Genomic DNA, 12645 nt, shown 5'->3' with positions numbered 1-12645 from the left:
GGCGCCGTGCGCAGCGACGGGTCGAGCGGCGGCGCAAGGGGCGAGCGCTGCGACGTTCTCATCGCCGGTGGCGGCCCCGCCGGGTGCGCGGCCGCGCTGCCCCTCGTCCGGGCCGGGGCACAGGTCGCCCTCGTTGCCCCGGTGGGCTCTCCCGGCTGGCGGATCGGCGAGAGCCTTTCTCCCGCCGCCCGCCCCCTGCTCGAACGACTCGGAGTGCTCGACCGTCTCGCCGCCGATGAGCACGCTCCCTGCTACGGCAACCACGCCGCCTGGGGCCGGGATGCGCTCACCGCGGCGGACTTTCCGTTCGGGCCGTACGGCGAGGGCCGGCACCTGGACAGGGCCCGGTTCGACGCCGCCCTCCTGGAGGCGGCCCTGGCCGGAGGCGTCTGCCGGCACACCGGGCGCGTCCGCGGCGCCCGGTGGCAGCAGGACCACTGGCAGATCACCACAAGTGACGGCAGCGTGCTGCGGGCCGGCTATCTCGTCGACGCCACGGGCCGGTCGGCGCGGCCGGCCCGCCTGGTCGGAGCGGCATCGATCCGCTCGGACCATCTGATCGCGGTCGCCGGGCAGTTGCCGCCGCCGGGGACGGGGACGGCCGCGCCGGAACGCGTGTCACTGGTGGAGTCCACTCGCTGGGGGTGGTGGTACACCGCCCCGCTGCCCGGCGGTGGACGGGTGGTGATGGCCATGACCGACGCCGACCTCCTTACGGGCTTGCACCTGCTCCATCCGGGCGTGTGGTGGGCCCAGGCGCGGCGCACCGGTCACCTCCAGGACCGCATCTCCGATTGGGAGGACCCACCCCAGCGGCTGCGGGTGCTGGCCGCCGGCTCCGCCCGTACCGGTCCTGCGGCCGGACCGGGCTGGGCAGCAGTCGGCGACGCGGCCACCGCGACCGATCCCCTGGCCGCCCGGGGGATCGTCACCGCCCTGGCCACCGGCCTGGCCGCCGCGCGTGCGATCCTCGCCGACCGGGCCGGTGACACCGGAGCCCTCCCTGCCTACGCTCGGCGCATCGCGGCGGTCCACGCCGAGTATCTGCGTGCCAAGGCCGCTCAGTACCGACGCGAACAACGCTGGGACACACCGTTCTGGCGCCGTCGCCGGTAGTGCGCCGGGCCGCCGGCCCGCCCCGGGCTTCGGGGCCGGTCGGGTCAGAAGGGCTTGGTGGGCAGGTACTTGCCGTCCAGGGTGATGACGGCGCGCTCGCCGCCCTCCGGGTCGGCGACCTTCTTTACGTCCAGCTTGAAGTTGATCGCGCTGATGATGCCGTCGCCGAACTGCTCGTGGACCAGCGCCTTGAGCGTGGTCCCGTAGACCTGAAGCATCTCGTGGAAGCGGTAGATCGTCGGGTCGGTCGGGATACCGCCCGGGATCGAGCCGCGGGTCGGAATGGTCTGCAGCAGCATCACCGCGTCGTCGTCCAGGCCCAGGAGTGCGGCGACGGCCTTCGCGGCCTCATCCGGCAGGGCGTGCTGGCCGAGGACGGCGGCGGTGACGAACGCGACCGACAGTCCGGCGGCATCGGCGATCTGCTGCCAGGAAACGTCCTTGCGGGTCTTGGCCTCGACGGCGGCGATGGCCAGGGCCTGGCGGGCGGCGGGGTCGAACTGGGCGTGCATCATGGGGGCTTCCTTGTCTCGTGTGTGCCGGTCCACTGCCAGGGGCGGGAGCGGCAGGTTCTTTGGGGTGCAGGTCAGGCCGTGAGAGGGGTACCGCGGCCGGTTGCGGGGTCGAGTTCTTCGACGGTGCCGGTGGCGATGTCGTAGACCCAGCCGTGCAGCGTGAGGGTGTGCGTCGCGAGGGCGCGGGCGACCGAGGGGTGAGTGACCAGGTTTGCCAGCTGCGCGAGCACGTTCTGGCGGACGAGCGCCGCCACCTCGCCGGGGTGGGTGCTGCCGGCGCGGGCCTGGGAGGCGTCCGCGTGCCGCAGCCAGTCGGCCACCGCGGGTGCGGCCGTCAGGTCGTGGCCCTCGGCCAGGGCGGACATCGCGCCACAGGCGGAGTGCCCGCAGACCACGATGTCGGATACGCCCAGTACGGCGACGGCGTACTCGATGCTCGCCGCGATCCCGTCGGCGCCGGGGGTGTGGGCGGGGACGAGGTTCCCGGCGGTACGGACGACGAACAGCTCACCCGGTTCGCTGCCGCAGATCAGCTCCGGCACTACGCGGGCGTCGGAGCAGCCGATGAACAGTGTCGTCGGCCGGTGGTTGTCGGCGAGGTGAACGAAGAGTTCCGCCTTGGCGGGGAAGACCTCCCGCTGAAAGCGCTGGACACCTTCAGCGAGGTCTTTCATGGCCACCACTCTCACCACTCCCTTCGATGGGGGTCGGCCCGTGAAGCCGACCAGCAACCGTGTGGACGGGTTGACTGGCTCCACCATGCATGACCTGTACCTATAGCGTCCAAGACGTAATATCCATGATTCCTATCGATGGCATCTATAGTTGGACCCATGGCCGCTCTGGAACTGCGTCATCTGCGCTATCTGCTTGCCGTCGCCGAACACGGCAGCTTCACCCGTGCCGCCGAAGACCTGCGGATCTCCCAGCCCACGCTGTCCCAGCAGATCAAGCAGCTGGAGCGCGGTGTGGGGGTGCAGCTGCTGGACCGTACCGGCCGCGCCGTACGGCTCACGGACGCCGGCGAGACCTATGTGCACTACGCCCGCCGCGCTCTGCGTGACCTGGCCGCCGCCGAACGGGCCGTCGCCGATGTCCAGGACCTCTCACGGGGCAGCCTGCGCCTGGCGGTGACCCCGACCTTCACCGCCTACCTGGTCGGCCCCTTGATCGCCGAACTGCACAGTCGGCACCCCGGCGTCACCCTGGACGTCCGGGAGATGGCACAGGACCGCATCGAGTCGGCCCTGCTGGCCGACGACCTCGACCTCGGCATCGCGTTCCACGGCCCCCACCTGCCCGGCATCGCCGCGACCGCCCTGTTCACCGAAACCCTCGGCCTCGTCACCGGCACCCGGCGACACAACGCCGACCACGACCACGACCACGACCACCAACAGGGCGCCGACCGCGACCAGCCGCTGCCCGTCCAAGCCCTCGCACAGCGCCAACTCGCCCTACTCAGCGGCGACTTCGCCACCCGTAGTCACATTGACGCCTATCTCGCCCAGGAGCGCGTCAGCCCCCGCATCGCGGTGGAAGCCAACTCCCTTCAGGCCCTCACCGAAATCGTCCAGCGCACCCCGCTGGCCACCGTCCTGCCCGACGCCGTCACCCACGACCACCCCCACCTCCGCCCCATCCCCCTCGAACCGCCCCTCCCGCAGCGCACCGTCGCCCTCCTACGGCGCGAAAGCGCCTACCAGAGCGCCGCCGCCCGCGCCTTCACCCGCCTCACCCAGCACCTCGTCCGCGCGCGCGGCTACGCTCCCGCCGCCTGACGCCCCCTCACACACGGCGGCGACGATCGCCGCGCCGCTGGTCGGCCGCGTCGGGAGGAAGGGCGTACTGCGCCACCCCGTCGCCCAGTGACCAGTCGATCGACTCGTTTTCGGTCAGGGTGACGAACATGTTCCGCGGCTCGGTGCTCGCGTACTCGTGGGCGAGCTCTGCGATCCGCCGGTACAGGGCCTGCTTCTGTGCGGGCGTGCGCCCGGAGCGCATCGTGATCGCGACGTACACGATGCCGCTGTCGCGGTGCACACCGAGGTAGTCGTCATAGCGCAGCGTGCTGCTGGTGCCGTCGTGACCGACCAGGACCTGGAACCGGTCGTCGGGCGGGATGCCGATCGTCTCCACCATGGCGTCGTGCACGGCTCGGCCCAGTGCGTCGAGGCGATCGCTGTCGGTCCCCCACGCGTCTATGCGGACGAAAGGCATGTCAGCGGTTCCCTTTCCGGGCGGTTGGATTGACGGCGGACGTCGAGCCGCCGCCCCAAGGGCCACGATTGTACATACTAGTTGGTACAGCGCTCCGGCGTCGTACGGAGCGCGGGCCGGCACCGCGACCGGATCCACCCGCGAGCGGCTACCCGGCCAGCTCCTTCAACGCGGATTCGGTGAAGACCCGATAGCCGGTTTCCGGCCGGTATCCGTGAATCTCGCGGGTGTCGAGTGCCCCCATGTAATGCAGCACCGCTTCGTTGATGACCTGGCCCGGCACGAGTACGGGAAAGCCGGGAGGGTACGGCGTGACGAACGTGGCCGAGACGACTTCGCGGCCGTCTGCGATGAGTTCGATGACTTCCTCCGCGGGCAGATACTCGCACTGGGTGTCGTCATACGCCAGGAAGAATGCCTTGCGCAGATCTCCCTCGGGCGTATGAGCGCTCGGACGGAATCCGGCGTGGAACGCGCTGAAGTCCGGCAGCGCGGCGGATCTGCCATTGAGGGCGGCGGTACGCCGATGGTGCAGGGCGCGTTCGGGGAGACTCATCTCCTCGGCGCTTTCCGCCACGCCCTCGACGATTTTGACCAGCACCTCGATGAGGTAGGCGACCGCGCTGCGCGTGGTTCCGATGGTGGTCATGAACAGCAGCGTATTGCGCGTGGTCTTGTTGACCTGAACGCCGTAACGGTCCATGAGGTACTCGTGCTTGAAGGTGTCTCCGTCGATTCCTGTGAGGCCGATGTGCAGTGTCGCCCGACTCGGGTCGAGGACGAACTCGTCCTCCTCCCAGGCGGCCGCCATTCCCGACAGCCCGGTGCGCAGCGGTTGGTCCACTCCGGAGGAACGGAACTGTGGCGGTATCAGCTCGGGGGTCGTCAGGAAGCGCAAGTAACGGCTCAGAAGCGGGTGTTGGTCGATGGCATCCCGCAGAACGCCGGCCTGTTCGAGCTGTTTCTGCACCAGCTCGAATCCTTCCAGCGCACCCTGGCGGCGACCGAGGTCGAGGGAAGCGAGTATCTGGTAATTGGGGGACGTCGACGTATGGGTCATATACGCCTCGCGGAATGTCTCCGCCGCCTTGTGCCGGAAATCCTGATCGAAGACGTGGATCATCGAGCCCTGGCGCAGCGACGTCAGGGTCTTGTGCGTGGACTGGGTGGCGTACACGCGGATGCGGACCTTCTCCGGATCCGGCATCAGTTGGTGGCTGAGCAGCGTCTCGTCGTCCGGATCCGCCCCGAGTTGCTGCCGGTGTGCGGCGTACCGGTCGGCGTAGAGCGGATCACGATAGCGGTCGGTCAGTTCGCGCGCTGCGGCCATCGCGGTGCGGCTGCGGTAGACGGGGTGGAAGCGTGCGAAGGCAAACCATGCCTCGTCCCATAGGAACGCCAGATCCGGCTTGAGCGCCAGGCATTCCTGCATGACGTGGGCAGGGTGATAGACGATTCCGTCGAAGGTGCAATTGGTGAGGAGGAGAAGCTTGACGCGGTCCAGGAGCCCTTCTCGGCGCAGCATCAGCAGCTTGCGCTTGATTTCCTCCAGCGGCACGGCGCCGTACATGCCGTACTGATCCAGTGGATAGGCGTCGAGGTAGACCACGTGGGCGCCGGCGAGCATCAGCCCGTAGTGGTGCGACTTGTGGCAGTTGCGATCCACGAGGACGATGTCGCCCGGACGGACAAGGGCCTGGACGACGACCTTGTTGGCGGTGGAGGTGCCATTGGTGACGAAGTACGTCTGCCGGGCGCCGAATGTCCGTGCCGCAAGGTCCTGGGCCTCTCGTAGCGGGCCGGTGGGTTCCAGTAGCGAATCCAGGCCGCCAGAGGTGGCGGACGTCTCGGCGAGGAAGATGTTCAGCCCGTAGAAGCGGGCCATTTCCGGTATCCAGTGAGAGGTGACCACCGAGGTGCCGCGGGAAATGGGGAGGGCGTGGAAGACCCCTGTCGGCCGTTGACTGTGCGCGCGCAGAGCGGTGAAGAACGGCGTCCGGTAGCGCTCGCCGATACCGTGCAGAATGGACAGGTGAAGGTCGAGCAGTCCTTCCCGGGCGTGGAATACCCTTGTGAAGCCGGGGCCAAGGGCGCCGGCGGTCCGCTCCACCGATCCTTCCGTCATCAGATAGAGATCGAGCTCCGGCCGTAGTTCGAGCAGCCGGGAGCCGAGCGCCTGGGCCCGCTCCTCGAATTGGTGCCCTTCGGGGACGGTTTCCGCGGCGGTGCCTTCGAAGAATTTCCGCGCCACCTGCAGGTCGTGGGGTGAGCGGTTGCCGAATCGGTGGCGGATCACGACCGCCTGTACGTCGGAGTTCACCAGCGCGGCGACCACCGCGTCCTCGAAACTCGGGGCCATGACGAGGTCGTACCGGAACTCGTCATCGGCGCGACGCTGATTGCGCAACTGTGCGCGCAGCGCTTCCTCTTCGGTTTCCTCGAAATCTCCGACGATCAGGACCTCGAAGTACGGCTTGGACGCGGCATCGCTCACGGGGAGCTCTTCGGCGGCCGTGTACTGAGGGTTGGCCGACGGGGGCGAGGCGTTGGTGGAGGAGTTCCCGGCACAGGAGCCCGTTCTGAAGGAGTCCGCTCTGTACAAGTCCCCTCTGTACGAGTCCGCTCTGTAGGAGTCTGCTCTGTAGGAGTCTGCTCTGTAGGAGGAGTCCGTTCGGTAGGAGTCCGTGCCCAGTGCCCGGTTGAGGTTGTCCGTGTACCGCGCCAGCCGGTGCCGGTCGCCGGCCTGGTGGAGCCGGCGGAGCTCGCTGAGACGGGCCTTGCCGGGAAAGGCCCAGCAGTTCTCGATCGGTGTCAGCAGCCGGAACAGTTCCGCCAGCCGGTCGGCCGTCGCCTGTGGTTGCGCGTCGGCGCCCGGGGCGAGGGCCGACCTGCGGGTCAGTTCCGCCAGCGAGCTCCATGCGTCGGCGCGCAGCTGCCGGACGCTGTTGTACACGCTGGTGGTCAGCGGGTCGGCGGCTCGGGTTGCCGCCTTGGCGGCCCTGTCACCCATCTGAGCATCTTCCTTTTCTCTGGCTTCCACGGCTTCTTCCACGGCTTCTTCCACGGCTTCCATGGCTTCTACGGCTTCGGTCGCTAGCCGTCCTGCGGCTGTCTCGTCCGCCGGTATGCGGTACGGGACGGGGGTCGCGCCTCGGTTCCCGCTGCTCACGCGCGTACGGCAACCCGTCGGCCCGCCCGCCAGACGGCAGAGGCCAACGGCACCCCGGGGCGATAGGCAAGGTGAACGGGAGACGGCGCGTCCAGGAGGAAGAGATCGGCTCGTGTCCCGGGTGCCAGACGGCCGACGTCCGTGCGGCGCAGCGCCTGCGCGCCGCCGGCCGTGGCCGACCAGAGGGCCTCGTCGGGGGTCATGCCCATCTCCCGTACGGCCAGCGCCACGCAGAACGCCATGGAGCTGGTGAACGAGGATCCGGGGTTGCAATCCGGGGACAGCGCGACGGTGACGCCCGCGTCGAGCAGGCGTCGCGCGTCGGGATACGGGCTGCGCGTGGAGAACTCCGCCCCGGGGAGGAGGGTGGCGACGGTACGTCCTTGCGCGAGGGCGTCGACGTCGGCATCGGTGAGGTAGGTGCAGTGGTCGGCGGAGGCCGCTCCGAGTTCCACGGCGAGCTGGATGCCGGGGCCGTAGGAGAGCTGGTTGGCGTGGATTCTGGGCAGGAGCCCGTGGCCGGCTCCGGCCTCGAGGATGGCGCGGGCCTGGTCGCCGTCGAAGGCGCCCTGCTCGCAGAAGACATCCACCCAGCGGGCGTAGGGGGCGCAGGCTTCCAGCATCGGGCCGGTGACGAGGTCGACGTAACCGGCGGGATCGTCGGCGAACTCTTCGGGGACGACGTGCGCCCCGAGGAAGGTCACCTCGTCGGTGTGGTCGGCCGCGATGGCGAGGGCGCGGACCTCCTCGTCGAGGGTCAGGCCGTACCCCGACTTGGTTTCCATGGTCGTGGTGCCCTGCCGGAGCGCCTCGTGAAGATGGCGGTCCACACGAGCGTGCAACTCGGCGTCGGTTGCGGCCCGGGTGGCGGCGACGGTGGTGCGGATGCCGCCCGCGTGGTACGGATGGCCCGACATACGGGCGTTGAACTCCTCGGTGCGGTCACCGGCGAAGACCAGGTGGGAGTGGGAGTCGACGAAGCCCGGTATGACGGCCCGGCCTTGTGCGTCGTAGCGGTGGTCGGCTGCGGGTGCCTGGTCGGCGGGGCCGGCCCAGGCGATGTCGTCGCCGTCGATGACCAGCGCGGCGTCGGTGATCAGTCCGAGGGCGCCGTTGCCGAGGGAAGGATCGTTGGTCACCAGAGTGGCGATGTTGGTGATGAGGGTTGTCCCGGTCGCCGGGGTGCCGGTGCCGTCGTTCGGGCCGGCGATTCCGTCATTCGGGCCGGCGGTGCCACCGTTCCGTCCGGCGCTGTCATCGTTCGGTCCGGCGCTGTGATCTTGCGGTCCGGCGCTGTGATCTTGCGGTGCCATGCGTGGTTCTCCGGGGCGTGGTGCGGATGCGTCGCGACGGCTGTGGGAACCCGTCCCTGCGGCGCTGCGGGATGACGGCGGTCGGGCCGGGCCCGCCGCGATGTCTGCCATGGGTCCATGAAGCACCAGGTCGGAGCGCTTGTGCTAGGCCCGGGGGCGGTAATCCGTCTCGTATCCCAGACGTCGGCGATGGGGTGCATCGGGGTTCCGGGCCGAGACCTACGCTCGCGCCATGTCCATCGTTCCCGCCGCCGCACAGGTGCCGGGCGCTGCCCTGCGGGACGGACTGAGACGATCCCGATCCCCGATCCCGGTCCCCGATCCCGATCCCGATCCCCGATCCCGGTCCCCGGATGTCGGATGCCGGATATCAAATGTCGACTTGTATATTCCTGCATATACGGCTCTGCCAGGGATGACCCATGAGTGAACGCGAGACGATCTCGAGCACCTCGCCGGCTGTCGGCCGGGCGCTGGACATCCTGCTGCACCTCGCCGGCCGTTCCGGTCTGGTGCAGGCCGCGGCGCTGGCCCGGGACCTGGGCATCCCGCGGTCCTCCGTCTATCACATCCTCTCTGTGCTGGTGGATCGCGGCTTCGTTACGTACGTCCCGAAGGAGCAGGCGTACGGGCTGGGCGTCGCGTCCTTCGAGATCGGCTCCGCCTATCTACGGCACGAGCCCCTGGAGCGGCGCGCCCGCCCCATCCTGCGCAATCTCGCGAACCGGCTCGGCCAGACGGTTCACCTGGGCATCCTGCACGGCGCGGAGACGGTGTACCTGCTGAAGGAGCGACCGTCCAAGGCGCGGTCCGGTGACGCCGACGTTGCTCTCATCACCGACATCGGTGTCCGGCTGCCGGCGCACCTGACGGCCAACGGCTGCGCGATCCTCGCCCATTCCACGGAGGCGCAGCTACGGGCGCTGTTTCCGCGACCGGGCGACCTCATCACCCGTACCGGCAAGGGCCCGCGCTCGCTGGCCGAGCTGCGGAGCCAGCTGACGCAGGACCGTGAGCGCGGCTGGTCGGAGGAGATCGAGCTGGTATCCGAGGGGCTGCGCTCGATCGGCGTGGCAGCTTTCGACCACAACGAGCGGCCGGTGGCGGCGCTCAGCAGCACTTGGCACCGGCACCACTGCCGGCACGACCCGGACCATGTCCGTGAGGTGCTGCAACAGGGCGCGGCGCGGCTGACGGCCGCGGTGTCCGGCCGTGCCCCCGCCCGGCGAGCGGCCGGCTGACGGAGACCGCGGACCACCAGACGCCCGCTCCCCGCCCACGTCGGTACGGCCGGGCCGGGCGCTCCCCGTCTCCCCGTCTCCCCGTCTCCCCACGCCCTCTCCCCACGCCCCGTCCGAATGCGTTCTCGGATCCGAGAAACCGAGCCGGTGCGCCTGGCTGCCGCCCCTTCCGTCGCCTGTCATGGGACGCGAGCAGACCCGATTCCCCAGGAGGCAGCATGACCAGCACTTTCCCGGATGCCCGCAGCATCCGCGCCCCCCGCGGCTCCGCACTGAACTGCCTCGGCTGGCAGCAGGAGGGCGCTCTGCGGATGCTCATGAACAATCTCGACCCCGAGGTCGCCGAGCACCCGCAGGACCTGGTCGTCTACGGCGGCACCGGCAAAGCCGCCCGTAACTGGGCCGCCTACGACGCCATCGTCCGCACGCTCAAGACGCTCAAGGACGACGAGACCCTGCTCGTGCAGTCGGGTAAGCCGGTCGGCGTCATGCGCACCAACGAGTGGGCGCCGCGGGTGCTCCTCGCCAACTCCAACCTGGTGGGCGACTGGGCCAATTGGGAGGAGTTCCGGTCCCTGGAGGCCCAGGGGCTGACCATGTACGGCCAGATGACCGCCGGTTCGTGGATCTACATCGGCAGCCAGGGCATCCTGCAGGGCACCTACGAGACCTTCGGCGCGGTCGCCCGCAAGAAGTTCAACGGGACCCTGGCCGGCACCATCACCCTCACCGCCGGGCTCGGCGGCATGGGCGGCGCCCAGCCGCTCGCCGTGACGATGAACGACGGCGTGGCGATCTGTGTCGACTGCGACCCGACCCGTATCGAGCGCCGTATCGCCCACCGCTACCTGGACGTCGCCGCGGACGACCTGGACCACGCGCTCCAGCTCGCCATCGAGGCCAGGGACGCCCGCAAGCCCCTCTCCATCGGGCTCACCGGCAATGCCGCGGAGGTGTTCCCGAAGCTGCTGGAGCGCGGCGCGCCCATCGATATCGTGACCGACCAGACCTCGGCGCACGACCCGCTGTCCTACCTCCCCGTCGGCGTGAGCATGGAGGAGTGGCACGAGCAGGCCCGTAAGGACCCGGCCGACTTCACCGAACGCTCCCGCGCGTCCATGGCCCAACACGTCGAGGCCATGGTCGGCTTCCTCGACGCCGGCGCCGAGGTCTTCGACTACGGCAATTCCATCCGCGACGAGGCCCGTAAGGCCGGCTACCAGCGCGCATTCGACTTCCCCGGCTTTGTCCCGGCCCATATCCGCCCGCTGTTCGAGGAGGGCCTCGGCCCGTTCCGCTGGGCCGCGCTGTCCGGCGACCCCAAGGACATCGAGGCCACCGACAAGGCCATCCTGGAGCTGTTCCCGGAGAACGAGCATCTGCACCGCTGGATCACGATGGCCGGCGAGCGGGTGGCCTTCGAGGGCCTGCCGGCCCGCATCTGCTGGCTCGGCTACGGCGAGCGGCACCGCGCCGGTCTGCGGTTCAACGAGATGGTCGCGTCCGGGGAGTTGTCCGCGCCGCTCGCCATCGGCCGCGACCACCTGGACTCGGGCTCCGTCGCCTCGCCGTACCGCGAGACGGAGTCGATGCTCGACGGGTCCGACGCCATCGCCGACTGGCCGCTGCTCAACGCCCTGGTGAACACCTCCTCCGGTGCGTCCTGGGTCTCCCTGCACCACGGAGGCGGCGTGGGGATGGGCCGCTCGATCCACGCCGGACAGGTCTGTATCGCCGATGGCACCGAACTTGCCGCGCAGAAGCTGTCCCGCGTGCTGACCAACGACCCCGGTATGGGCGTCATCCGCCATGTGGACGCCGGCTACGAGTACGCCGCCTCCGTGGCACAGGAGCGCGGAGTGCGCATCCCGATGAACGAGGACGAGGGCAAGTGACGACCGTAACGACGGCGGTGGACAGGGTGCCTGAGCCCTGGACGGGCCGGGACGACGGAGCCGGGCCGGGCAATCTGCGCTGGCACCATGTGGTCGGCCTCGACGCCGAGAGCGCCGGCCCGTGCGATGTCGCGTTCGTCGGCTTCCGCAGCGATGAGGGAGTCCGGCGCAACAAGGGCCGTCAGGGCGCGGCGGACGGGCCGCGTGCCCTGCGTGCCGCGCTCGCGTCGATGGCGCTGCCCGCGGCGGTACGAGCGCTGGACGTCGGCGACGTCGAGGTGGGCAACGGGGACCTGGAGGACGGGCATCGCCGGCTGGGCCAGGTGATCGCCTCACTCATCGACCGTGGCCACCCCGTGGTGGTACTGGGCGGCGGCCACGAGGTCGCCTACGGCAGCTATCTCGGGCTGGCCGAAAGCCGCGCACTGCGCGACGGCGGCCGTCTCGGAGTGCTGAACCTCGACGCCCACTTCGACCTCCGTGACGATGCCCGGCCCAGCTCCGGTACCCCCTTCCTCCAGATGGCGCAGAGCGAGGAGCGCCGCGGACAGCGGCTGAACTACTGGGTGCTCGGCGTGAGTCAGCCGAGCAACACGGAGCGGCTGTTCCACACCGCGGACCGGCTGGGCGTGCGCTATGTGCCCGACACCGAGTGCGGCCTGCTCGGCCTGGAACGCGTCGACGCCTTCATCGACGAGTTTCTCGCGAGCTGTGATGTCGTCCATCTCAGCATCGACCTCGATGTGCTGCCTGCCGGTGCGGCTCCCGGTGTCAGCGCCCCCGCCGCCTACGGAGTGCCGATGGAGATCATCGAGCGCGTCTGCGCCAAGGTGGCGGCAAGCCGGAAGCTCGCCGTGTGCGACGTCGCCGAGCTGAACCCGCACCTCGACATCGACCACCGCACGGCGCGGGCCGGTGCCCGCCTGGTTCACCGCATCGTGACGTCCGCGAGGACGACGGCCCACGAGGCCTAGCGGGAAGCACAGGTGCCGACGACGGGCCGGGGCGTCACCGCGGACGGGCCTCGAGCCGCTGCTTGGTGACGTCACCGGCCTCCCCCTCCGCCCTCCGGCTCCCGCGTCTCGCATGCGAGAAATAGCTATTCAGTCATTGCCTGGCTGTAACTATCCATTCAATATTCCCTTCATCCCCCTGTGCCGCATCCCCACTCTGGGA

The 12645-nt window shown here is 69.6% G+C and carries 10 protein-coding genes; 5 read left to right on the top strand and 5 right to left on the bottom strand.

The annotated features are described in order from the left end of the window. Positions 1-6: 6 nt before the first annotated feature. Positions 7-1116, top strand: a complete 1110-nt coding sequence (locus AB0D04_RS10965; protein WP_362701783.1) for a tryptophan 7-halogenase — start codon at positions 7-9, stop codon at positions 1114-1116. Between the two features lie 44 nt (positions 1117-1160). On the opposite strand, the gene cynS is transcribed toward AB0D04_RS10965, so the two are convergent. Both cynS and AB0D04_RS10955 read right to left on the bottom strand, forming a co-directional pair. After that, positions 1161-1631, bottom strand: a complete 471-nt coding sequence (gene cynS / locus AB0D04_RS10960; protein WP_362701781.1) for a cyanase — start codon at positions 1629-1631, stop codon at positions 1161-1163. A gap of 71 nt (positions 1632-1702) precedes the next feature. Continuing rightward, complete coding sequence (locus AB0D04_RS10955) at positions 1703-2305, bottom strand: carbonic anhydrase (protein ID WP_362701780.1); 603 nt, start codon at positions 2303-2305, stop codon at positions 1703-1705. Positions 2306-2464: 159 nt separating this feature from the next. On the opposite strand from AB0D04_RS10955, the gene cynR reads away from it, so the two are divergent. Continuing rightward, positions 2465-3412: a transcriptional regulator CynR gene (cynR, locus tag AB0D04_RS10950; RefSeq protein WP_362701779.1), complete on the top strand. Its 948-nt coding sequence runs from the start codon at positions 2465-2467 to the stop codon at positions 3410-3412. Positions 3413-3419: 7 nt separating this feature from the next. Here cynR and AB0D04_RS10945 read toward each other — a convergent pair whose 3' ends face one another. The 3 genes from AB0D04_RS10945 to hutI all read right to left on the bottom strand — a co-directional run bounded on the left by AB0D04_RS10945 (position 3420) and on the right by hutI (position 8333). Beyond that, positions 3420-3851 (bottom strand): tautomerase family protein, encoded by a 432-nt coding sequence (locus AB0D04_RS10945; protein WP_362701778.1) that lies wholly within the window; start codon positions 3849-3851, stop codon positions 3420-3422. Between the two features lie 148 nt (positions 3852-3999). Beyond that, the gene (locus AB0D04_RS10940; RefSeq protein ID WP_362701777.1) at positions 4000-6861 is read right to left on the bottom strand and encodes a beta-eliminating lyase-related protein; all 2862 of its coding nucleotides are present in this window, start codon (positions 6859-6861) and stop codon (positions 4000-4002) included. 155 nt (positions 6862-7016) lie between these two features. Continuing rightward, a complete protein-coding gene (gene hutI, locus AB0D04_RS10935) occupies positions 7017-8333 on the bottom strand; it encodes an imidazolonepropionase (RefSeq protein WP_362701775.1) in 1317 nt (438 codons plus the stop codon). Between the two features lie 422 nt (positions 8334-8755). On the opposite strand from hutI, the gene AB0D04_RS10930 reads away from it, so the two are divergent. The 3 genes from AB0D04_RS10930 (at position 8756) to hutG (ending at position 12443) form a co-directional block, all read left to right on the top strand. Further along, positions 8756-9574 carry an IclR family transcriptional regulator gene (locus AB0D04_RS10930; protein ID WP_362701774.1) on the top strand — a complete coding sequence of 273 codons (819 nt, stop codon included), beginning with the start codon at positions 8756-8758 and terminating at the stop codon, positions 9572-9574. A gap of 218 nt (positions 9575-9792) precedes the next feature. Beyond that, positions 9793-11469 carry a urocanate hydratase gene (gene hutU, locus AB0D04_RS10925; RefSeq protein ID WP_362701773.1) on the top strand — a complete coding sequence of 559 codons (1677 nt, stop codon included), beginning with the start codon at positions 9793-9795 and terminating at the stop codon, positions 11467-11469. Continuing rightward, entirely contained in the window at positions 11466-12443 is a 978-nt protein-coding gene (gene hutG, locus AB0D04_RS10920; RefSeq protein WP_362701771.1) for a formimidoylglutamase, read from the top strand. The genes hutU and hutG overlap by 4 nt, the downstream gene beginning before the upstream one ends. The last annotated feature ends 202 nt before the right edge of the window (positions 12444-12645 follow it).

It is taken from the genome of Streptomyces sp. NPDC048483, from assembly GCF_040651455.1.
Lineage (GTDB): Bacteria > Actinomycetota > Actinomycetes > Streptomycetales > Streptomycetaceae > Streptomyces.
Note: the sequence above shows the minus strand (reverse complement) of the source record. Positions and strands in the feature narration are given on the sequence as shown.

Bases quoted from the DNA above. Each gene is read 5' to 3' on its own strand.
- cynS (WP_362701781.1), bottom strand. From the start codon at position 1,631: ATGATGCACGCCCAGTTCGACCCCGCCGCCCGCCAGGCCCTGGCCATC.
- AB0D04_RS10955 (WP_362701780.1), bottom strand. From the start codon at position 2,305: ATGAAAGACCTCGCTGAAGGTGTCCAGCGCTTTCAGCGGGAGGTCTTC.
- cynR (WP_362701779.1), top strand. From the start codon at position 2,465: ATGGCCGCTCTGGAACTGCGTCATCTGCGCTATCTGCTTGCCGTCGCC.
- AB0D04_RS10945 (WP_362701778.1), bottom strand. From the start codon at position 3,851: ATGCCTTTCGTCCGCATAGACGCGTGGGGGACCGACAGCGATCGCCTC.
- AB0D04_RS10940 (WP_362701777.1), bottom strand. From the start codon at position 6,861: ATGGGTGACAGGGCCGCCAAGGCGGCAACCCGAGCCGCCGACCCGCTG.
- hutI (WP_362701775.1), bottom strand. From the start codon at position 8,333: ATGGCACCGCAAGATCACAGCGCCGGACCGCAAGATCACAGCGCCGGA.
- AB0D04_RS10930 (WP_362701774.1), top strand. From the start codon at position 8,756: ATGAGTGAACGCGAGACGATCTCGAGCACCTCGCCGGCTGTCGGCCGG.
- hutU (WP_362701773.1), top strand. From the start codon at position 9,793: ATGACCAGCACTTTCCCGGATGCCCGCAGCATCCGCGCCCCCCGCGGC.